16 protein-coding genes are annotated in these 20655 nt (G+C 58.8%); 15 read left to right on the top strand and 1 reads right to left on the bottom strand.

The annotated features are described in order from the left end of the window. Positions 1 to 800 precede the first annotated feature (800 nt). From lrhA to nuoN, 14 genes are all read left to right on the top strand, one after another. Positions 801 to 1745, top strand: coding sequence for a transcriptional regulator LrhA (gene lrhA / locus IT763_RS16105; RefSeq protein WP_079450293.1), 945 nt, complete (start codon positions 801 to 803; stop codon positions 1743 to 1745). Positions 1746 to 2453: 708 nt separating this feature from the next. Then, the gene (gene nuoA, locus IT763_RS16100; protein ID WP_004936040.1) at positions 2454 to 2891 is read left to right on the top strand and encodes an NADH-quinone oxidoreductase subunit NuoA; all 438 of its coding nucleotides are present in this window, start codon (positions 2454 to 2456) and stop codon (positions 2889 to 2891) included. Between the two features lie 15 nt (positions 2892 to 2906). Beyond that, entirely contained in the window at positions 2907 to 3581 is a 675-nt protein-coding gene (locus IT763_RS16095) for an NADH-quinone oxidoreductase subunit B family protein (protein WP_004936039.1), read from the top strand. A gap of 96 nt (positions 3582 to 3677) precedes the next feature. Beyond that, complete coding sequence (nuoC, locus tag IT763_RS16090) at positions 3678 to 5474, top strand: NADH-quinone oxidoreductase subunit C/D (protein WP_004936036.1); 1797 nt, start codon at positions 3678 to 3680, stop codon at positions 5472 to 5474. 2 nt (positions 5475 to 5476) lie between these two features. After that, positions 5477 to 6028 carry an NADH-quinone oxidoreductase subunit NuoE gene (gene nuoE / locus IT763_RS16085; RefSeq protein ID WP_004936034.1) on the top strand — a complete coding sequence of 184 codons (552 nt, stop codon included), beginning with the start codon at positions 5477 to 5479 and terminating at the stop codon, positions 6026 to 6028. Continuing rightward, positions 6025 to 7371 (top strand): NADH-quinone oxidoreductase subunit NuoF, encoded by a 1347-nt coding sequence (gene nuoF, locus IT763_RS16080; protein ID WP_015378579.1) that lies wholly within the window; start codon positions 6025 to 6027, stop codon positions 7369 to 7371. The genes nuoE and nuoF overlap by 4 nt, the downstream gene beginning before the upstream one ends. 76 nt (positions 7372 to 7447) lie before the next feature. Then, positions 7448 to 10186: an NADH-quinone oxidoreductase subunit NuoG gene (gene nuoG, locus IT763_RS16075; protein WP_206194836.1), complete on the top strand. Its 2739-nt coding sequence runs from the start codon at positions 7448 to 7450 to the stop codon at positions 10184 to 10186. After that, complete coding sequence (gene nuoH / locus IT763_RS16070; RefSeq protein ID WP_004936022.1) at positions 10183 to 11160, top strand: NADH-quinone oxidoreductase subunit NuoH; 978 nt, start codon at positions 10183 to 10185, stop codon at positions 11158 to 11160. Before nuoG ends, nuoH begins: the two co-directional genes overlap by 4 nt. 14 nt (positions 11161 to 11174) lie before the next feature. Further along, complete coding sequence (gene nuoI / locus IT763_RS16065; RefSeq protein ID WP_025160170.1) at positions 11175 to 11717, top strand: NADH-quinone oxidoreductase subunit NuoI; 543 nt, start codon at positions 11175 to 11177, stop codon at positions 11715 to 11717. 13 nt (positions 11718 to 11730) lie between these two features. Continuing rightward, complete coding sequence (nuoJ, locus tag IT763_RS16060; RefSeq protein ID WP_004936018.1) at positions 11731 to 12288, top strand: NADH-quinone oxidoreductase subunit J; 558 nt, start codon at positions 11731 to 11733, stop codon at positions 12286 to 12288. Then, entirely contained in the window at positions 12285 to 12587 is a 303-nt protein-coding gene (nuoK, locus tag IT763_RS16055; protein ID WP_004936014.1) for an NADH-quinone oxidoreductase subunit NuoK, read from the top strand. Before nuoJ ends, nuoK begins: the two co-directional genes overlap by 4 nt. After that, positions 12584 to 14431: an NADH-quinone oxidoreductase subunit L gene (nuoL, locus tag IT763_RS16050; protein WP_015378577.1), complete on the top strand. Its 1848-nt coding sequence runs from the start codon at positions 12584 to 12586 to the stop codon at positions 14429 to 14431. The genes nuoK and nuoL overlap by 4 nt, the downstream gene beginning before the upstream one ends. A 95-nt stretch (positions 14432 to 14526) precedes the next feature. Continuing rightward, positions 14527 to 16056 (top strand): NADH-quinone oxidoreductase subunit M, encoded by a 1530-nt coding sequence (gene nuoM / locus IT763_RS16045; RefSeq protein ID WP_004936002.1) that lies wholly within the window; start codon positions 14527 to 14529, stop codon positions 16054 to 16056. Between the two features lie 6 nt (positions 16057 to 16062). Next, positions 16063 to 17520, top strand: a complete 1458-nt coding sequence (gene nuoN / locus IT763_RS16040; protein ID WP_206194835.1) for an NADH-quinone oxidoreductase subunit NuoN — start codon at positions 16063 to 16065, stop codon at positions 17518 to 17520. Positions 17521 to 17580: 60 nt separating this feature from the next. Here nuoN and IT763_RS16035 read toward each other — a convergent pair whose 3' ends face one another. Beyond that, positions 17581 to 18453 (bottom strand): LysR family transcriptional regulator, encoded by an 873-nt coding sequence (locus IT763_RS16035; protein WP_004935995.1) that lies wholly within the window; start codon positions 18451 to 18453, stop codon positions 17581 to 17583. Between the two features lie 347 nt (positions 18454 to 18800). Between IT763_RS16035 and IT763_RS16030 the strand changes: the two genes are divergently transcribed. Continuing rightward, the gene (locus IT763_RS16030; RefSeq protein ID WP_028127746.1) at positions 18801 to 20630 is read left to right on the top strand and encodes a thiamine pyrophosphate-binding protein; all 1830 of its coding nucleotides are present in this window, start codon (positions 18801 to 18803) and stop codon (positions 20628 to 20630) included. Positions 20631 to 20655 lie beyond the last annotated feature (25 nt).

The following is a 20655-nucleotide window of genomic DNA, read 5'->3' as shown; positions in this document are numbered from 1 at the left end:
CCGCCCAATGTACTCCTGGCGTAGTTGCTTTTGAAGGGTTTTGCACGCCTTTGGTGCAAATGCATGTCGTAACGGGGGATTTTAGTTATGATAAGCAAAGGTAAAGTTATTTTGTGGTTCATAATTTCATGAACTATAATTTTACTAGGGTTTTGTTCTGTAAAATCACGTGTCGATAAACGAGACGTGTCGGCGATCGCGGCCGGCAGCAGTGAACTGATAAGCCGAAAGTGAGAATAGGCTTCAATAAACTGTAAAGGAACGATAATACCGGAGTTGTCTGATAGCGGGTTGCCGGTTAGCGCACCACACTAAAAAAATGGCATATTTACATTAGCTTTACTTTATATTTCAGCTTAAGCATTGTTTATGTGGTTATAGGATTATTATTTAAAGTAAAAATCTTACTGATTGAATTTATTAAATTCATTGAGTGATAACACGACGTTGGTGCCGTTAATTATTTATTTTTCTTACTCTGTAATGCAGCCTGAACGCCGGTTGATAAGGATTCTCAGTAGCACGAATGGAGTGGAAATTAGGCAGTATCAATGAGTAAAATCTCAGGTTCGGTGGGGGTTTTCCCTTCCCACCGGTATTCAGTCCCCCGCGTTCTATAAGCACCATCGATAGATCGCATTTTAAAAAGCGATAGAGGTAACGAATCATAAGTAATTTTTTTGCCCTCCACTTATGAGTGGGGTACTGTCATAACAGGCTCCGTCCTTTTCAACGGCGTCTGAGAAACACACCAGGGTAGTAGTTCGTAAATTAGAATTTAAAAAAGTGAAGAATACACTATGACAACTGCAAATCGTCCGATACTTAATCTCGACCTCGATCTGCTAAGAACCTTTGTTGCGGTTGCTGATTTGAATACCTTCGCGGCGGCGGCTGTTGCCGTTTGCCGTACGCAATCAGCCGTCAGCCAACAAATGCAGCGATTAGAGCAACTGGTCGGCAAAGAACTGTTTGCCCGCCATGGGCGCAACAAACTCCTGACTGAGCATGGTATTCAGCTTCTCGGTTATGCCAGGAAGATCCTGCGCTTTAACGACGAAGCCTGTACCTCGCTGATGTACAACAATATTAAAGGTGTTCTGACCATCGGCGCTTCCGACGACACCGCCGATACCATTCTGCCTTTCTTGTTGAACCGCGTGACCGCCATTTATCCGAAGCTGGCCATTGATGTGCGCGTAAAGCGCAGCACGACGATGGTCGATCTGCTGGAAGAGGGGGAGATCGATCTGGCGGTGACCACGGCCGATCCGGCCGGGCACCCGCACATCGTGCTGCGCACGTCGCCGACGCTGTGGTACTGCGCTGCCGATTATCACTATCAGGCCGGCGAACCTATCCCGCTGGTGGTGATGGATGAACCAAGCCCGTTCCGCGCGCTGGCGATCAAACAGTTGGACGAAGCCGGTATCCCGTGGCGTATCGCCTACGTCGCCTCCACGCTGTCCGCGGTGCGGGCGGCCTGTAAGGCCGGCCTGGGCGTGACCGCGCGGCCGATCGAGATGATGAGCCCCGATCTGCGGGTGCTGGGCGCGGTGGAAGGTTTGCCGCCGCTGCCGGATACCCAGTATGTGCTGTGCAAAAACGCGCAGTGCAGCAACGAACTGGCCATGGCCATCTTCAGCGCGATGCAGGGCGGCGATGACGGCTATGGCTTCAACGGCGCGGAAGCCGGTCTCCAGAGCGATCAGGATGATGCCAGCCTGGTGGACGAAGAAGAATAACGCCGCGGCGTGATATCTGATGAAAAACCTCTGCTTCGGCGGAGGTTTTTTTTGGCCGTTTTTTGATGATTTCTACTGTTATAGAGGTTTAAGTATGATTTTGTTATGAGTCGTCTGTTTTATTAACTTTTAAGCGTTGCTGAAAAGAGAGTTTGACCGGATTTAAGATGCTGGGTTCGTTTTTTGCACAATAAGATTGAATGAGTTAAAGGCATGGTAATAGCAGGGTTATTTTGTTAGCTTATGGCGGTCGTTTTTGCGGCTTAATTTGAGGAAAATTGTTAAAGGGCCACACTTTTTTTGAGGATTTATGCTGAAAACGTGTCCTGGATCAAAAAAATACCCCTAGGTAGTGAGTGGAAGAACAGGGAATTCCTGAGACAATGGTATAGTAAAACTGAAATGTGCATGTTGGTTTATATCTATCTGTTTCTACACAAAAATTAACTGACACGATTTAGCCTGTCCCTGGCGCATCAAATGTTAATCAAATGATACGTATGTAAACTAGTGTGTAGATACTTTTGTCAAAGTTGACAAAAGGTTATAGAAAGGAGTAAAAAGCCCACAGAAAAACGCTGCCTAACTCGCTGTAAAAGCAGTTTGTTTGTGTGGTTATTTATCCTTCCCTTAAATCGATGTGGCGCACTAACTGCCGGTGACAAGAGCAGTGCGATCGACGCCACTTTTGATGAGTAAGCATAGAGTATGTCAACAACCACTGAAGTTATCGCTCATCACTGGGCGCTCGCCGTATTTCTCGTCGTGGCTATCGGGCTTTGCGGCTTAATGCTGCTGGGTGCGTTCTTCTTGGGCGGGAGAGCCCGGGCGCGCGCCAAACACACCCCGTTTGAATCAGGCATCGACTCGGTCGGCACGGCGCGCATGCGCTTGTCCGCCAAGTTCTACCTGGTGGCCATGTTCTTCGTTATTTTCGACGTTGAAGCCTTATACCTGTATGCCTGGTCGGTCTCGATTCGCGAGAGCGGCTGGGTGGGCTTTATCGAAGCCGCCATTTTCATTTTGGTGCTATTGGCCGGTCTGGTTTATCTGGTGCGCATCGGCGCGTTGGATTGGACTCCGGCGCGTTCCCAACGCCGCAGCAAACCGAGCACGATCACTAACACCAACAGTCATCCGCAGTAACAGCGAGGCATTAAGATGGACTATACGCTCACCCGCATAGACCCGAACGGTGAGAACGACCGTTATCCCCTGCAAAAACAGGAGATCGTCGCCGATCCCCTGGAACAACAGGTTCACCGCACGGTTTACATGGGTAAACTCGAACATGCGCTGCATGACATGGTGAACTGGGGGCGTAAAAACTCTATTTGGCCGTATAACTTCGGCCTTTCGTGCTGTTACGTGGAGATGGTGACGTCGTTTACCGCCGTTCACGACGTGGCGCGTTTCGGTGCGGAAGTGTTGCGCGCCTCCCCGCGTCAGGCTGACCTGATGGTGGTAGCCGGGACCTGCTTCACCAAAATGGCCCCGGTCATCCAGCGCCTGTACGAGCAGATGCTGGAGCCTAAGTGGGTGATCTCGATGGGCGCCTGCGCCAACTCCGGCGGCATGTACGACATCTATTCCGTGGTGCAGGGCGTGGACAAGTTCCTGCCGGTCGACGTGTACATTCCCGGCTGCCCACCGCGTCCGGAAGCCTACATGCAAGCGCTGATGCTGCTGCAGGAATCCATCGGCAAAGAACGTCGCCCGCTGTCGTGGGTTGTCGGCGATCAGGGCGTTTACCGCGCCAATATGCAGTCTGAAAGAGAGCGTAAACACGGCGAGCGCATCGCGGTGACCAACCTCCGGACGCCTGACGAGATTTAAGACGTTCATTTAACGTCCATCTTAGTGCGCTATTGGTTAACACAGCGAAAAGTGAAACTTGCGGCGAATAACCCTTTAGTGTGGTGAAAAAAAATTATGACAGATTTGACGACGCACGACGCCTTGCCTGCCTGGCAGACCCGAGATCACCTTGACGACCCGGTGATCGGCGAACTGCGCAACCGTTTTGGGCCGGAAGCCTTTACTGTTCAGGCCACTCGTACCGGCATGCCCGTGGTATGGGTTAAACCTGACCAGTTACTGGAAGTAATGACGTTCCTGAGAAAACAGCCGAAGCCGTATGTCATGCTGTTCGATCTGCATGGCGTGGATGAACGCCTTCGCACCCACCGCGACGGCCTGCCCGCTGCGGATTTCTCCGTTTTCTACCATCTGATCTCCATCGAGCGCAACCGCGACATCATGCTGAAGGTGGCGCTGTCTGAAAAAGACCTGCACGTGCCGACGGCGACCAAGGTGTTCCCGAACGCCAACTGGTACGAGCGCGAAACCTGGGAAATGTTCGGCATCACCTTCGACGGCCACCCGCACCTGTCGCGCATCATGATGCCGCAGACCTGGGAAGGGCACCCGCTGCGCAAGGACTACCCGGCGCGCGCCACTGAATTCGATCCTTTCGTGCTGACCAAGCAGAAAGAAGATCTGGAAATGGAAGCGCTGACCTTCAAGCCGGAAGACTGGGGCATGAAGCGCGGCACCGAGAACGAAGACTTCATGTTCCTCAACCTCGGCCCGAACCACCCGTCCGCGCACGGTGCGTTCCGCATCATTCTGCAGCTGGACGGCGAAGAGATCGTCGACTGCGTGCCGGATATCGGCTATCACCACCGCGGCGCCGAGAAGATGGGCGAGCGTCAATCCTGGCACAGCTACATCCCGTACACCGACCGCATCGAGTACCTCGGCGGCTGCGTGAACGAAATGCCTTACGTGTTGGCGGTCGAGAAGCTGGCCGGCATCAAGGTGCCCGAGCGCGTCGACACCATCCGCGTGATGCTGTCCGAGCTGTTCCGCATCAACAGCCATCTGCTGTACATCTCCACCTTCATTCAGGACGTCGGCGCGATGACCCCGGTGTTCTTCGCCTTTACCGATCGTCAGAAAATCTACGATCTGGTGGAAGCGATCACCGGTTTCCGTATGCACCCGGCCTGGTTCCGCATCGGCGGCGTCGCGCACGATCTGCCGCGCGGCTGGGATCGCCTGCTGCGTGAATTCCTCGACTGGATGCCGAAGCGTCTGGACTCCTACGTGAAAGCGGCGCTGAAGAACAGTATCCTGAAAGGCCGCTCCATCGGCGTCGCGTCTTACAACGCCAAAGAAGCGCTGGAGTGGGGCGTGACCGGCGCCGGCCTGCGCGCGACCGGCGTGGAGTTCGACGTGCGTAAATGGCGTCCGTACTCCGGCTACGAGAACTTCGACTTCGAAGTGCCGGTCGGCGACGGCACCAGCGACTGCTACACCCGCGTGATGCTGAAGGTGGAAGAGCTGCGCCAGAGCCTGCGCATCCTCGAACAGTGCCTGAACAACATGCCGGAAGGCCCGTTCAAGGCCGATCACCCGCTGACTACGCCGCCGCCGAAAGAGCGCACGCTGCAGCACATTGAAACGCTGATCACCCACTTCCTGCAGGTTTCCTGGGGCCCGGTGATGCCAGCCAACGAATCATTCCAGATGATTGAAGCCACCAAAGGGATCAACAGCTACTACCTGACCAGCGACGGCAGCACCATGAGCTATCGCACCCGGGTACGTACGCCGAGCTTTGCGCACCTGCAGCAGATCCCATCGGTCATCCGTGGCAGCCTGGTTTCAGACCTGATCGTCTATCTGGGTAGTATCGATTTTGTAATGTCAGATGTGGACCGCTAACTATGCATGATCAAAAAGACAATCACGCAGTCAATGATGCGCTCGAGCCCATCAACGCAGCCGCTCCTCAGAGCGGCGTTGATGCATTTGTACTGAGCGCGGAAGAACGTGATGCGATCGAGCACGAAAAGCACCATTACGAGGATCCGCGCGCCGCGTCCATCGAAGCACTGAAAATTGTGCAGAAGCAGCGCGGTTGGGTTCCGGACGGTGCGATTTACGCCATCGCGGAAGTGCTGGGCATCCCCGCCAGCGACGTAGAAGGCGTGGCCACGTTCTACAGCCAGATTTTCCGTCAGCCAGTAGGACGTCACGTGATCCGTTATTGTGACAGCGTTGTTTGTCACATCACCGGTTACCAGGGCATTCAGGCCGCTATCGAGAAGAAGCTGAACATCAAGCCGGGTCAAACCACCTTTGATGGCCGCTTCACGCTGTTGCCGACCTGCTGTCTGGGCAACTGCGATAAAGGGCCGACCATGATGATTGACGAGGACACTCACAGTCAGCTGAAGCCTGAAGATATCGAGACGCTACTGGAGCAGTATCAATGACCAAGCACATTGTACGCACTCCCGAAACGCATCCGCTGACCTGGCGTCTGCGCGATGACAAGCAGCCGCTGTGGCTGGACGAATACCGCAGCAAAAACGGCTATGCCGGCGCAGAGAAGGCCCTCAAAGGCCTGGCCCCGGACGAGATCGTCGGCCTGGTGAAAGATTCCGGGCTGAAGGGCCGCGGCGGCGCGGGCTTCTCCACCGGTTTGAAGTGGAGCCTGATGCCGAAGGACGAATCCATGAACATCCGTTACCTGCTGTGTAACGCCGATGAGATGGAGCCGGGCACTTACAAAGACCGCCTGCTGATGGAGCAGCTGCCGCACCTGCTGGTGGAAGGCATGCTGATCTCCGCGTTCGCGCTGAAAGCCTACCGCGGGTACATCTTCCTGCGCGGCGAGTACATCGAAGCGGCGGCGCACCTGCGTCGCGCTATCGCGGAAGCCACCGAAGCCGGCTATCTGGGCAAGAACATTCTCGGCACCGGATTTGATTTCGAGCTGATCGTGCACACCGGCGCCGGCCGTTACATCTGCGGCGAAGAAACCGCGCTGATCAACTCGCTGGAAGGCCGCCGCGCCAACCCGCGCTCCAAGCCGCCATTCCCGGCCAGCGCCGGCGTCTGGGGCAAGCCGACCTGCGTCAACAACGTCGAAACGCTGTGCAACGTGCCGGCCATTTTGGCGAACGGCGTAGAGTGGTACACCGGCATCTCCGGCAGTGAAGACAAAGGCACCAAGCTGATGGGCTTCTCCGGCCGGGTGAAAAATCCGGGCGTCTGGGAACTGCCGTTCGGCACCACCGCGCGCGAAATCCTGGAAGACTACGCCGGCGGCATGCGCGACGGTCTGCGTTTCAAAGCCTGGCAGCCGGGCGGCGCGGGCACCGACTTCCTGACCGCCGATCACCTCGATCTGCCGATGGAATACGGCGCGATCGGCAAAGCCGGCAGCCGTCTCGGCACCGCGTTGGCGATGGCGGTTGACCACGAGATCGGCATGGTGCCGCTGGTGCGCAACCTGGAAGAGTTCTTCGCCCGCGAGTCCTGCGGCTGGTGTACGCCTTGCCGCGATGGCCTGCCGTGGAGCGTGAAGATCCTGCGCGCGTTGGAAAACGGCGAAGGGCAGCCGGGGGATATCGAAACCCTCGAACAGCTGTGCCGTTCCCTCGGCCCGGGCAAAACCTTCTGCGCCCACGCGCCAGGTGCCGTAGAGCCACTGCAAAGCGCGATTAAATATTTCCGTGAAGAGTTCGAGGCGGGTATCGCCGTGCAGCACTTCGGCAACGCGCATGCGATTGGCGGCATTCAGCCGAACAATCTGCTGAAGCAACGCTGGTAAGCCGACTCGCCCGAACACGGCCAGAATTTTTGATTAACGCCTGCCGCAAGGCAGGCCACTTGGAAGCATGCTGACTATGGCTACGATTCATGTAGACGGCAAAGAGTATGAGGTAGACGGGGCGGACAACCTGCTGCAGGCTTGTCTCTCCCTCGGCCTTGATATTCCTTACTTTTGCTGGCATCCGGCGCTGGGAAGCGTCGGCGCTTGCCGCCAATGTGCGGTAAAGCAATACCAAAACGCGGAAGATACGCGCGGCCGTTTGGTGATGTCCTGTATGACCCCGGCATCCGATGGCACCTTTATCTCTATCGATGACGGCGAAGCGAAGCAGTTCCGTGAAAGCGTGGTTGAGTGGTTGATGACCAACCACCCGCACGATTGCCCGGTGTGTGAGGAAGGCGGTAACTGTCACCTGCAGGATATGACGGTAATGACCGGCCACAGCTTCCGTCGCTACCGCTTCACCAAGCGTACCCACAACAACCAGGAGCTGGGGCCGTTTATCTCGCACGAGATGAACCGCTGCATCGCCTGCTACCGCTGCGTGCGTTACTACAAAGACTATGCGGACGGCACCGACTTCGGCGTGTACGGCGCACACGACAACGTCTACTTCGGTCGCCCGGAAAGCGGCACGCTGGAAAGCGAGTTCTCCGGCAACCTGGTGGAAGTGTGCCCGACCGGCGTATTCACCGACAAAACGCACTCCGAGCGCTACAACCGTAAATGGGACATGCAGTTCGCGCCGAGCATTTGCCAGCAGTGCAGCATCGGCTGTAACACCAGCCCGGGCGAGCGCTATGGCGAGCTGCGTCGTATCGAAAACCGTTACAACGGCAGCGTGAACCACTACTTCCTGTGCGACCGCGGCCGTTTCGGTTACGGCTACGTCAACCAGAAAGATCGTCCGCGTCAACCGCAGCAGCTGCGCGGCGACGACTGGATCACCCTGAACGCCGAGCAGGCGATGCAGGGCGCGGCGGACATCCTGCGTCAGGCGAAGAAAACCATCGGCATCGGCTCCCCGCGCGCCAGCCTGGAAAGCAACTTCGCACTGCGCGAGCTGGTCGGCGCCGAGAACTACTACACCGGTATCGCTCAGGCGGAGCAATCACGCCTGGCGCTGATGCTGAACGTGCTGAAGAACGGCGGCGTTCATACGCCGGCGCTGCGTGAGATCGAAGATTACGACGCGGTGCTGGTGCTGGGCGAAGACCTGACGCAAACCGGCGCGCGCATCGCGCTGTCCGTGCGTCAGGCCGTCAAGGGCAAAGCCCGCGCGATGGCGGCGGCGCAGCGCGTTGCCGACTGGCAGATCGCGGCGGTGCAGAACATCGGCCAGCACGCCAAATACCCGCTGTTCACCACCAACATCGACAACACCCGCCTGGACGACATCGCCGCCTGGAACTACCGCGCGCCGGTAGACGAGCAGGCGCGCCTCGGCTTCGCCATCGCTCACGCGCTGGATAACGCCGCGCCGGCGGTGAACGATCTGGCAGAAGGCCTGAACAAGAAAGTCGATATCATCGTGCAGGCGCTGACCGGCGCACGCAAACCGCTGATCGTGACCGGCAGCAACGCCGGCAGCGAAGCCATCATCGAAGCGGCGGCCAACATCGCCAAAGCGTTGAAGGGCCGCGGTTCCGATGTCGGCATCACCTTCGTGGCGGGCGCAGCCAACAGCATGGGCCTGGCGATGATCGGCGGCGGTTCGCTCGATCAGGCGCTGGAACAGCTGGCGAGCGGCGCAGCCGACACCGCCATCGTGATGGAAAACGATCTCTATCGTCATGCGCCGGCGGCGCAGGTGGACGCGGCGTTGGCCAAGGTCAACAACCTGATCGTCGCCGACCACCAGCGCACCGCGATCATGGACAAAGCCAACCTGATCCTCTCCTCGGCCAGCTTCGCCGAGAGCGACGGTACGCTGATCAACCAGGAAGGCCGCGCGCAGCGCTTCTTCCAGGTGTACGATCCGGCTTACTACGACGACGCCAAGAAGAATCAGTTCACCGTGATGCTGGAAAGCTGGCGCTGGATGCACTCGCTGCACTCCACCTACACCAGCCGCCACGTGGACTGGACCCAGCTCGATGACGTGATCGCCGCTTGCGTCGCCGCGTTGCCGCAGCTGCAGGGCATCGTCGATGCCGCGCCGGACGCGACGTTCCGCATTCGCGGTCAGAAGCTGGCGCGTTCGCCGCACCGCTCCAGCGGCCGTACCGCCATGCGCGCCAACATCAGCGTGCACGAGCCGCGTCAGCCGCAGGATAAAGACACCATGTTCGCCTTCTCGATGGAAGGGAACAACAGCCCGCTGGCCGATCGTCAGCAGATCCCGTTCGCCTGGGCGCCAGGCTGGAACTCACCGCAGGCATGGAACAAGTTCCAGGCCGAAGTGGGCGGCAAACTGCGCCACGGCGATCCGGGCGTGCGCCTGATCGAAGCGGGGGAGGGCAGCCTCGGTTACTTCGATCGCGTGCCTGCCGCCTTCAATCCGAACGACGGCTGGCGTGTCGCACCTTACTACCACCTGTTCGGCAGCGATGAAATGTCGCAGCGCTCTCACGTGATCCAGCAGCGCATGCCGGAAGCCTACGTGATGGTCAACCCGGCCGATGCGGCGACGCTTGGCGTCAACGCGGGCAGCCTGGTGGAGTTCAACTGCGCGGGCCAGACCCTGCGTCTGCCGGTGCGTCTGAGTGAAACCCTGACCCAGGGCCAGGTTGGTTTGCCGCTCGGCTTGCCAGGGATCCCGCCGATCTTGGTGGGTGCTAAGGTAGACAATCTGCGGGAGGCGGCACGATGAGCTGGTTTACCCCTGAGGTGATCGACATCTTGATCGCCATTCTTAAAGCGGTCGTGATCCTGTTGGTGGTCGTGGCGTGCGGGGCGTTCATGAGCTTCGGCGAACGCCGTCTGCTCGGCCTGTTCCAGAACCGCTACGGACCGAACCGCGTAGGCTGGGGCGGCTCGCTGCAGCTGGTCGCCGACATGATCAAAATGTTCTTCAAGGAAGACTGGGTGCCGAGATTCTCCGACCGGGTGATCTTCACCCTGGCGCCGATGATCGCCTTTACTTCCCTGTTGCTGGCATTTGCCATCGTGCCGGTCAGCCCGACCTGGGCGGTGTCCGATCTCAACATCGGTATTCTGTTCTTCCTGATGATGGCCGGCCTGGCGGTGTACGCCGTGCTGTTCGCCGGATGGTCGAGCAACAACAAATACTCGCTGTTGGGCGCGATGCGTGCCTCCGCGCAAACCCTGAGCTACGAAGTGTTCATCGGCCTGTCGCTGATGGGCGTGGTGATGCAGGCGGATTCATTCAACATGCAGGCCATCGTTGAATCTCAGGCGCACGTCTGGAACGTCATTCCGCAGTTCTTCGGCTTCGTGACCTTCGCGATCGCCGGCGTGGCGGTGTGTCACCGTCACCCGTTTGACCAGCCGGAAGCCGAGCAGGAACTGGCTGACGGTTACCACATCGAATATTCCGGCATGAAGTTCGGTCTGTTCTTCGTGGGGGAATACATCGGTATCGTCACCGTGTCCGCCCTGATTGTGACGTTGTTCTTCGGCGGCTGGCAGGGTCCGTTCCTGCCGCCATTCATCTGGTTCGCGTTGAAAACGGCCTTCTTCATGATGATGTTCATCCTGATCCGCGCCGCGCTGCCGCGTCCGCGTTATGACCAGGTGATGTCCTTCGGCTGGAAAGTGTGCCTGCCGCTGACGCTGCTGAACCTGCTGGCAACCGCCGCGGTCATTTTGTACAACGCTCAATAAGGGGTGAATAAACCATGACATTGAAAGAGTTAGTGGTTGGTTTCGGCACCCAGGTGCGCAGCATTTGGATGATTGGCATGCATGCCTTCGCCAAGCGCGAAACCCAGATGTATCCGGAAGAACCGGTTTACCTGCCGCCGCGCTACCGCGGCCGCATCGTGCTGACGCGCGATCCGGACGGCGAAGAGCGCTGCGTCGCCTGTAACCTGTGTGCGGTTGCCTGCCCGGTCGGCTGTATCTCGCTGCAAAAGGCAGAACAGAAAGACGGCCGTTGGTATCCGGAGTTCTTCCGCATCAACTTCTCGCGCTGCATCTTCTGCGGCCTGTGCGAAGAGGCTTGCCCAACTACCGCTATCCAGCTGACGCCGGATTTCGAACTGGGCGAGTACAAGCGTCAGGATCTGGTGTACGAAAAAGAGGATCTGTTGATCTCGGGGCCGGGTAAATATCCGGAATATAACTTCTACCGGATGGCCGGTATGGCGATTGACGGCAAAGCCAAAGGCGAAGCCGAAAACGAAGCCAAACCGATCGACGTCAAAGGTCTGTTGCCCTAAGGAGCCAGCAAGCATGGAAATTGCATTTTATCTGGCAGGTTTGATTGCGGTGGCCGCGACGATTCGCGTGATCACCCATACCAACCCTGTGCATGCGCTGCTGTATCTGATCGTCTCGTTATTGGCGATCTCGGCAGTCTTCTTCTCTCTCGGCGCCTACTTTGCCGCCGCGTTGGAAATCATCGTTTATGCGGGCGCCATCATGGTGCTGTTCGTGTTCGTGGTGATGATGCTGAACCTCGGCAACGTGCAGCAGCAAGAGCGCGACTGGATGAAGCCGACGGTGTGGATCGGGCCTGGCCTGCTGTCGCTGGCGCTGCTGGTGGTATTGATCGTTGCGATCCGCAGCGTATCCGATCAGGGCATCAGCGGTGAGATGGTTGACGCGAAGGCGGTGGGCATCAGCCTGTTCGGGCCTTACGTACTGGCGGTTGAGCTGGCTTCAATGCTGCTGTTGGCGGGTCTGGTTGTCGCCTTCCATATCGGCCGCGAGCACAAGCCTGGCGAGGTGCTGAGCAACGCGCCGGTGGGTGGCGAAATGGCGAGAAGAAAATCGGAGGAGCAAGCATGATCCCTCTTCAACACGGCCTGATCCTGGCGGCTATCCTGTTTGTGCTCGGGTTGACCGGGCTGCTGGTGCGCCGCAACCTGCTGTTTATGCTGATCAGCCTGGAAGTGATGATCAACGCTGCGGCGTTGGCGTTTATCGTGGCGGGAAGCTACTGGGGCCAGGCGGACGGGCAGGTGATGTACATCCTGGCGATCAGCCTGGCGGCAGCCGAGGCCAGTATCGGCCTGGCGCTGCTGCTGCAGCTCTACCGTCGTCGTCATACCCTGAATATTGATACTGTCAGTGAGATGCGCGGATGAACCTATTATATTTAACAATTCTGCTACCGCTGATCGGGTTCCTGCTGTTGGCATTTTCCCGCGGTCGTTGGTCTGAAAACACGGCGGCCACCGTCGGCGTGGGTTCTATTGGCCTGGCTGCGCTGGTCACGGTGTATGTGGCGATGGATTTCTTCGCCCAGAAAGCCGCCGGCGTGCAGCTGTTCGAGCAAAGCCTGTGGACCTGGATGGCCGTCGGCAACTTCAATATCGGCGTGACCCTGGTGCTGGACGGCCTGTCGCTGACCATGCTGTCGGTGGTCACCGGCGTCGGCTTCTTCATCCACATGTTCGCTTCCTGGTACATGCGCGGTGAAGAGGGCTATTCGCGCTTCTTCGCTTACACCAACCTGTTTATCGCCAGCATGGTGGTATTGGTGCTGGCGGACAACCTGCTGCTGATGTATCTGGGTTGGGAAGGCGTGGGCCTGTGCAGCTACCTGTTGATCGGTTTCTACTACAAAGATCCGGCCAACGGCGCGGCGGCGATGAAAGCCTTTATCGTCACCCGCGTGGGCGACGTGTTCCTGGCGTTCGCGCTGTTCATCCTCTACAACGAGCTGGGCACGCTGAACATCCGCGAACTGATGATCCTGGCGCCGCAGAAACTGGCGGTGGGCGATACGGCCATCACCTGGGCGACCCTGATGCTGCTGGGCGGCGCGGTCGGTAAATCGGCGCAGCTGCCGTTGCAAACCTGGTTGGCGGACGCGATGGCGGGCCCAACCCCGGTTTCCGCACTGATCCACGCGGCGACCATGGTGACCGCGGGCGTCTATCTGATCGCCCGCACGCACGGCCTGTTCCTGATGGCGCCGGAAGTGCTGCACCTGGTGGGCATCGTCGGTGCGGTCACTCTGCTGCTGGCCGGCTTCGCCGCGCTGGTGCAGACCGACATCAAGCGCGTGCTCGCTTACTCCACCATGAGCCAGATCGGTTACATGTTCCTGGCGCTGGGCGTGCAGGCATGGGACGCGGCGATCTTCCACCTGATGACCCACGCGTTCTTCAAGGCGCTGCTGTTCCTGTCGTCCGGTTCGGTGATCCTGGCTTGCCACCACGAGCAAAACATCTTCAAGATGGGCGGTCTGCGCAAGAGCATCCCGCTGGTGTACGTCTGCTTCCTGGTGGGTGGCGCGGCGCTGTCCGCGTTGCCGCTGGTCACGGCCGGCTTCTTCAGTAAGGACGAGATCCTGGCGGGCGCGATGGCTAACGGCCACATCAACCTGATGGTTGCCGGCCTGGTCGGTGCGTTCATGACCTCGCTGTACACCTTCCGAATGATTTTCATCGTGTTCCATGGCGAAGAGAAAATCAAAGCGCATGCCGGTAAAGGCATCACTCACCACCTGCCGCTGCTGGTTCTGCTGGTGCTGTCCACCTTCGTCGGCGCGATGATCGTGCCGCCGTTGCAGGGCGTGCTGCCGGAGACGACCGAACTGGCGCACGGCAGCGTGCTGACGCTGGAAATCACCTCCGGCGTGGTGGCTATCGTCGGCATTCTGCTGGCGGCCGCGCTGTGGCTGGGCAAACGCAGCCTGGTCAACAGCATCGCCAACAGCGCGCCGGGTCGTTTCTTCTCGACCTGGTGGTTCCATGCCTGGGGCTTCGACTGGCTGTATGACAAAGTGTTCGTCAAGCCGTACCTGGGCATTGCGAAGCTGCTGCAGCGCGATCCGCTGAACTCGCTGATGAACCTGCCGGCCGTCTTCTCCCGCTGGGGGAACCGCGGTCTGACGGTGAGCGAGAACGGCCAGGTGCGTTGGTATATAGCGTCTATGGGTGTGGGTGCAGTGGTCGTATTGGCTCTGTTGATTTTGGTTTAATTGAATAATTTAAACAGACGCATTTTTCGGGCGTAGCGCCGGGCAGGCGCTACGTACAAAGTTTGAAATTATTCGTATAAGGGACACAAAACGCCATGCTATTACCTTGGCTAATTCTTATCCCCTTTATCGGCGGTCTGCTGTGCTGGCAGCTTGAGCGCTTCGGTACTAAGGTGCCGCGCTGGATAGCGCTGATCGCAATGGGGCTGACGTTGGCGCTCTCTCTGCAGCTGTGGATGCAGGGCGGCTATACATTGACCACGCCGAAAGGCATTCCGCAGTGGCAGAGCGAATTCCTGCTGCCGTGGATCCCGCGCTTCGGCATCTCCATCCACCTGGCGCTGGACGGTCTGTCGCTGCTGATGGTGGTGTTGACCGGTCTGCTGGGCGTGCTGGCGATCCTCTGTTCCTGGCGTGAAATCCAGAAATATCAGGGCTTCTTCCACCTCAACCTGCTGTGGATCCTGGGCGGCGTTATCGGCGTGTTCCTCGCCATCGACATGTTCCTGTTCTTCTTCTTCTGGGAAATGATGTTGGTGCCGATGTACTTCCTGATCGCGCTGTGGGGCCACAAGGCGTCGGACGGTAAAACCCGCATCACCGCGGCGACCAAGTTCTTCATCTACACCCAGGCCAGCGGTCTGGTGATGCTGATTGCGATCCTGGGCCTGGTGTTCGTGCACTACAACGCCACCGGCGTGTGGACCTTTGATTACGAAGACCTGCTGCAAACGCCGATGTCCCACAATGTGCAATATCTGCTGATGCTGGGCTTCTTCATCGCCTTCGCGGTGAAAATGCCGGTGGTGCCGCTGCACGGCTGGTTGCCGGATGCGCACAGCCAGGCGCCGACCGCAGGTTCCGTCGACCTGGCGGGCATCTTGCTGAAAACCGCGGCCTATGGCCTGTTGCGTTTCAGCCTGCCGCTGTTCCCTGAGGCTTCGCACGAGTTTGCGCCAATCGCCATGTGGCTGGGCGTGGTCGGCATCTTCTACGGCGCCTGGATGGCGTTCGCGCAGACCGACATCAAGCGTCTTATCGCTTACACCTCGGTCTCGCACATGGGCTTCGTGCTGATCGCCATCTACACCGGCAGCCAGCTGGCTTACCAGGGCGCAGTGATCCAGATGATCGCGCACGGTCTGTCCGCCGCCGGCATGTTTATCATCTGCGGCCAGCTGTATGAGCGTCTGCACACCCGCGACATGCGTCAGATGGGCGGCCTGTGGGGGCGTATCAAGTTCATCCCTGCGCTGTCGCTGTTCTTCGCCGTGGCTACGCTGGGGATGCCGGGTACCGGTAACTTCGTCGGCGAATTCATGATTCTGTTCGGCAGCTACCAGGTGGTGCCGGTGATCACCGTGATCTCCACCTTCGGTCTGGTGTTCGCTTCGGTTTACTCGCTGATCATGATGCAGCGCGCTTACTACGGTGCGCCTAAGTCAGACCAGCCGCTGCAGGGCATGACCGCGCGCGAATTGTTCATCATTCTGCTGCTGGTGGTGTTGCTGGTTCTGCTGGGGGTTTACCCGCAGCCGATTCTGGATACTTCCAACGCGGCGATGAGCAACGTGCAACACTGGTTTGGTTCGTCAGTTTCAGCAATTTCAACAACAAGGCCGTAATTCGCCATGACAATAACTCCTCAACAACTGATCGCACTGCTGCCGCTGTTGATCGTCGGATTGACGGTGGTGGTTGTGATGCTAGGCATTGCGTGGCGACGCGACCACTTTATCAACGCCACCCTGACCGTGATCGGTCTCAACCTGGCGCTGCTTTCGCTGTACTTTGTCGGCCAGGCAGGCCCAATGGACGTCACCCCGCTGCTGCGGGTTGACGGCTACTCGATGTTCTACACCGGGCTGGTGCTGCTGGCGAGTCTGGCGACCTGCACCTTCGCCTATCCGTGGCTGGTCGGCTATCCGGATAACCGCGAAGAGTTCTACCTGCTGGTGCTGATCGCCGCCATGGGCGGCATCCTGCTGGCGAGCGCCAACCATCTGGCTTCGCTGTTCATCGGCATTGAGCTTATCTCGCTGCCGCTGTTCGGCCTGGTGGGCTACGCCTATCGCCAGAAGCGCCCGCTGGAAGCCGCCATCAAGTACATGCTGCTGTCCGCCGCCGCGTCGTCGTTCTTGCTGTTCGGCATGGCGCTGCTGTACGCCGAATCCGGCGATCTGTCGCTGGCCGGCCTCGGCAAGAGCCTGCAGGAAAACATGATGCACCAGCCGCTGATCCTGGCCGGCATGGGCATGATGATCGTCGGTCTGGGCTTCAAGCTGTCGCTGGTGCCGTTCCAACGGTGGACGCCGGACGTGTATCAGGGCGCGCCTGCGCCGGTTTCGACCTTCCTGGCGACCGCCAGCAAGATCGCGATCTTCGCGGTCGTGATGCGTCTGTTCCTGTATGCCCCGGCCGCCGACAACGAAGCGCTGCGCCTGGTGCTGTCGATCATCGCGTTCTGTTCTATCTTGTTCGGCAACCTGATGGCCATCAGCCAGACCAACATCAAGCGTCTGCTGGGTTACTCGTCGATCGCTCACCTGGGCTACCTGCTGGTGGCGCTGATTGCGGTGCAAACCCATCAGCTGTCGCTGGAAACCGCCGGCGTTTATCTGGCCGGTTACCTGTTCAGCAGCCTGGGCGCCTTCGGCGTGGTCAGCCTGATGTCCAGCCCATACCGCGGCCCGGATGCGGATTCGCTGTTCTCTTACCGCGGCCTGTTCTGGCATAAGCCAATCTTGTCTGCGGTGATGACGGTGATGATGCTGTCGCTGGCCGGTATTCCGATGACGCTGGGCTTTATCGGTAAGTTCTTCGTGATCGCGATGGGCGTCAGCGCACACCTGTGGTGGCTGACCGGCGCAGTCGTGGTAGGCAGCGCCATCGGCCTGTACTACTACCTGCGCGTGACCGTCAGCCTGTTCCTCAGCGCGCCGGAATCGCTGCAGCGCGACACCCCGAACAACTGGGCGTTGACCGCCGGTGGCGTCGTGGTGCTGATCTCCGCCGCGCTGGTGCTGCTGTTGGGTGTTTATCCGCAGCCGCTGATTTCGCTGGTGCAGATGGCGCAGCCGACGTTCTGATAACGCTTCAGACAGTAAAAAGGTCGCTTCGGCGGCCTTTTTTTATGGGCGAAACGGCGCTCAGCCGTAATGGGCGCTAAACGACGTTTCCAGCGCCTGCACCACCGCCCGCACGCGGGCGGCGCGTTGCAAATCGGGGTGCAGCACTAGCCAGATATCCACCCAGTCTTTGTTCTCCGGGAACAGGCGCACCAGCTCCGGGTCTTTGTCCGCCAAAAAAGCGGAGAGCAGGCCGATGCCCAGCCCGCTGCGAGTGGCGGAACGCAGCAGCAGCTGCGAATTGCATTGCAGCACGACGTTGGGCTCGTGCAGAGCCTCGCCGCAGAAATTGTTCCAGTGGCGCGGCACCAGCTCGCGCGGGAACATCAGCAGATCGTGGCCGCGCAACTGCTCGCCTTTGACCGGCATGCCGCGCCGCGCCAAATAGTGCTGAGTGGCATACAGGCCCATTTCGATGGTGGCTAACCGTTTGATGATCAGCTCATCGTCATCGGGACGGGCGCCGCGGATCGCCAGATCTGCGCCGTGGTAAGAAATATCGGCGATGTTGACCGCCGTCAGCAGCGTGACGGTGATGGCCGGATAGCGTTCCCGCAGATCTTGCAGCGCCGGCATCACGAAGGCTTCGGCCAAGGTATCGGTAGTGGCGATGCGCACGTTGCCGCACAGGCTTTCGTCACCGCTGGCGGCTTTACGGTTGATCGCCTGCACCGCATTTTCCATCTTCATCACGTCCGCCAGCATTTCTTCCCCCAGCGGGCTGAGGGCGAAGGATTTCGGCGTGCGGATAAACAGCTTGGAGCCGAGCGCGTCTTCGAAAGCGGAGAGCCGTCGGCCGACGGTCGCCTGATCGACATGCAGCTGGCTGGCGGCTTTGCGTAGCGTGCCGCAGCGCGCAACGGCGAGAAAAAATCGGGCGTCGTCCCAGTTCATTGCGCACCTCCTCTGTACAGACTGGCGGGAGGAGGAAGGAAGCGGTGTGATGCGGTGTTTATTCTGGTGTGGAGACCGAAAAAAATGCTTCGTATCATCATTATTTATAATGTTTCAGGATATGTATAAATGCATCACCGTGAAGCGGTTTTGCACCTTTATTTTTGTCTGGTAATGCTTATTCTTATCGGCGCTTATGCTGCGACCCGACGCATATTTTACACCAAGGCTACCCTAATGCATAAGCAATACGAATAAGAGCCGGTTCCCGTTATTTCTGGGCGACCGCCAAGTGGGATCGACTCTGAATCAAGTTAGCTCACGATGATATGACTGGATATAAAAAAATGGAGTCTCACGCAGAGATGCTGTGCCCCCCCGTTGCGCTGGCGACGGAGGACGGAGTCAGAGTTACCGTGGCGCCAGGCGCCGAGAAGATGGAACGCAACAACGCCGATATCATTATTCAAGGCCTTGCAGCGCGCGGCATTCAACATATCTTTTTGGTCCCCGGCAAACTGGTTTACCCGTTAATCACTTCTATTGACCGTTCCGAGATTGTCGGCATCGTCGGTGCCCATGAAACCGCATGCGGATTTATGGCCGATGGCTATGCCCGCGCCAGCCGAAAGTTTGGCGTCTGCTTGGGCATTTCAGGCCCCGGCACCATGAATTTCCTGCCGGCGATGGCCGCCGCGCAAGCCGATAAGATCCCCGTGCTGTACCTGGCCGGCAGCATCGCCACCTATCACGAGGCGCAGGGCGCTTTTCAGGACGGCAGCAACAGCGGCATCGATGAGCTGACCATCGTCAAACCGTTGCTTTGCGCCGCGATAGAAACGAAAAACAACCTGACCTTGCAGCATGAGCTGCGCCGCAGCCTCTCCAGTCTGAACCCACAGCGGAAAGGGCGCGCCTATCTGAGCGTGCCGGTCGACATGCAGAAGAAAACCGCGTTCGGCGATCGTCGCGACCAGCCTGAGCGAGTGCCACAGCACCGTGAAGCGGCCGTGGATGTGCAAGCGGTGGAACAGCTGCTGCATGATTATCTGCTGCGCGGCCTCAACGTCGCCTGCCTGGTGGGCAACCGGATGAACAATCCGCAGGATGCCGCGCTGTTGTTGCGGGTAGCGGAAAAATACCGCTTGCCTGTCGCCACGACGTTGTCCGGCAAGGGCGCGTTTCCCGAAGGGCACGCCCTGGCATTAGGGGTCTACGGTTTTGCCGGGCATGCCCGCGCGGTAGAAACCCTCAACGGTGAAGGCGTCGACGTGCTGCTGGTGCTGGGCTGCGATCTCAGCCAGCGCGACAGTCTGAACTGGAACCCGAGACTGCACGGCAATAAAACGCTGGTGGCGATCGACGAAGACTTCGACAAAGTGAGCTCGCATTACCAGCCGGATCTGCAGATATTTTCCAGCCTGAGCGGTACGTTGCACTGTTTGTTGGCCGCGGTTGGCGATGAGGACGCGCGGCTTGGCGACGCGGCTCACTTGCGTGACGCCTGGTTGGAAGGGGTTCGCGCACTGCCGCTGGAACAGCCGCAGCCGACGTTGCAGGCGCGCATCGCCCAGGGCGAAAGCCGGCTGTATCCCGGCGATGCGATTAAACACATTCGCAGCCGCATGAATCCGGATACCAACGTCGTGGTCGATTCGGGCGCACACCGCATCTTCATGGCGCATCACTGGCTGGCGGCCGGGCGGGGAGATTATCACACCTCCAGCTCCCTGGCGCCGATGGGGTGGGCCATTTGCGCGGGCATCGGCATCAAGCTGGCGGCACCGCAGCGGGATTGCGTCGTGGTGACAGGCGACGGTTGCATGCTGATGCACGGCATCGAAATTCAGACCGCCGCGCGTTATGGCGTGAAGGTGGTGTTCGTGGTGATGAACAACAACGCGCACGGCGCCATGCACATCGACACGCTGCAAAATCGCGGCATTTCCGCTGACTATACCGCCTTGCCCAGCCATGACTGGAAAGCGTTTGCCAACAGCCTGGGGGTCGCCTCCGCGAAGGCGGAGACGCTGGAGGATCTGGACGAAGCCCTCGACGCCGCGGCGAAACATCCGGGGCCGTACCTCATCGAAGTGATGGTGGGCAACTTTGCGGCGCCTAACCGCTACTACGCCGAGAGCATCGCGGAATACGAGCAGCGCATCAAAGGACTGTAGCGCAACGCTGTTTTTTCAACTCGCC

This window comes from Serratia sp. CMO1 (genome assembly GCF_015689115.1).
Classification (GTDB): domain Bacteria; phylum Pseudomonadota; class Gammaproteobacteria; order Enterobacterales; family Enterobacteriaceae; genus Serratia; species Serratia marcescens.
Note: the sequence above shows the minus strand (reverse complement) of the source record. Positions and strands in the feature narration are given on the sequence as shown.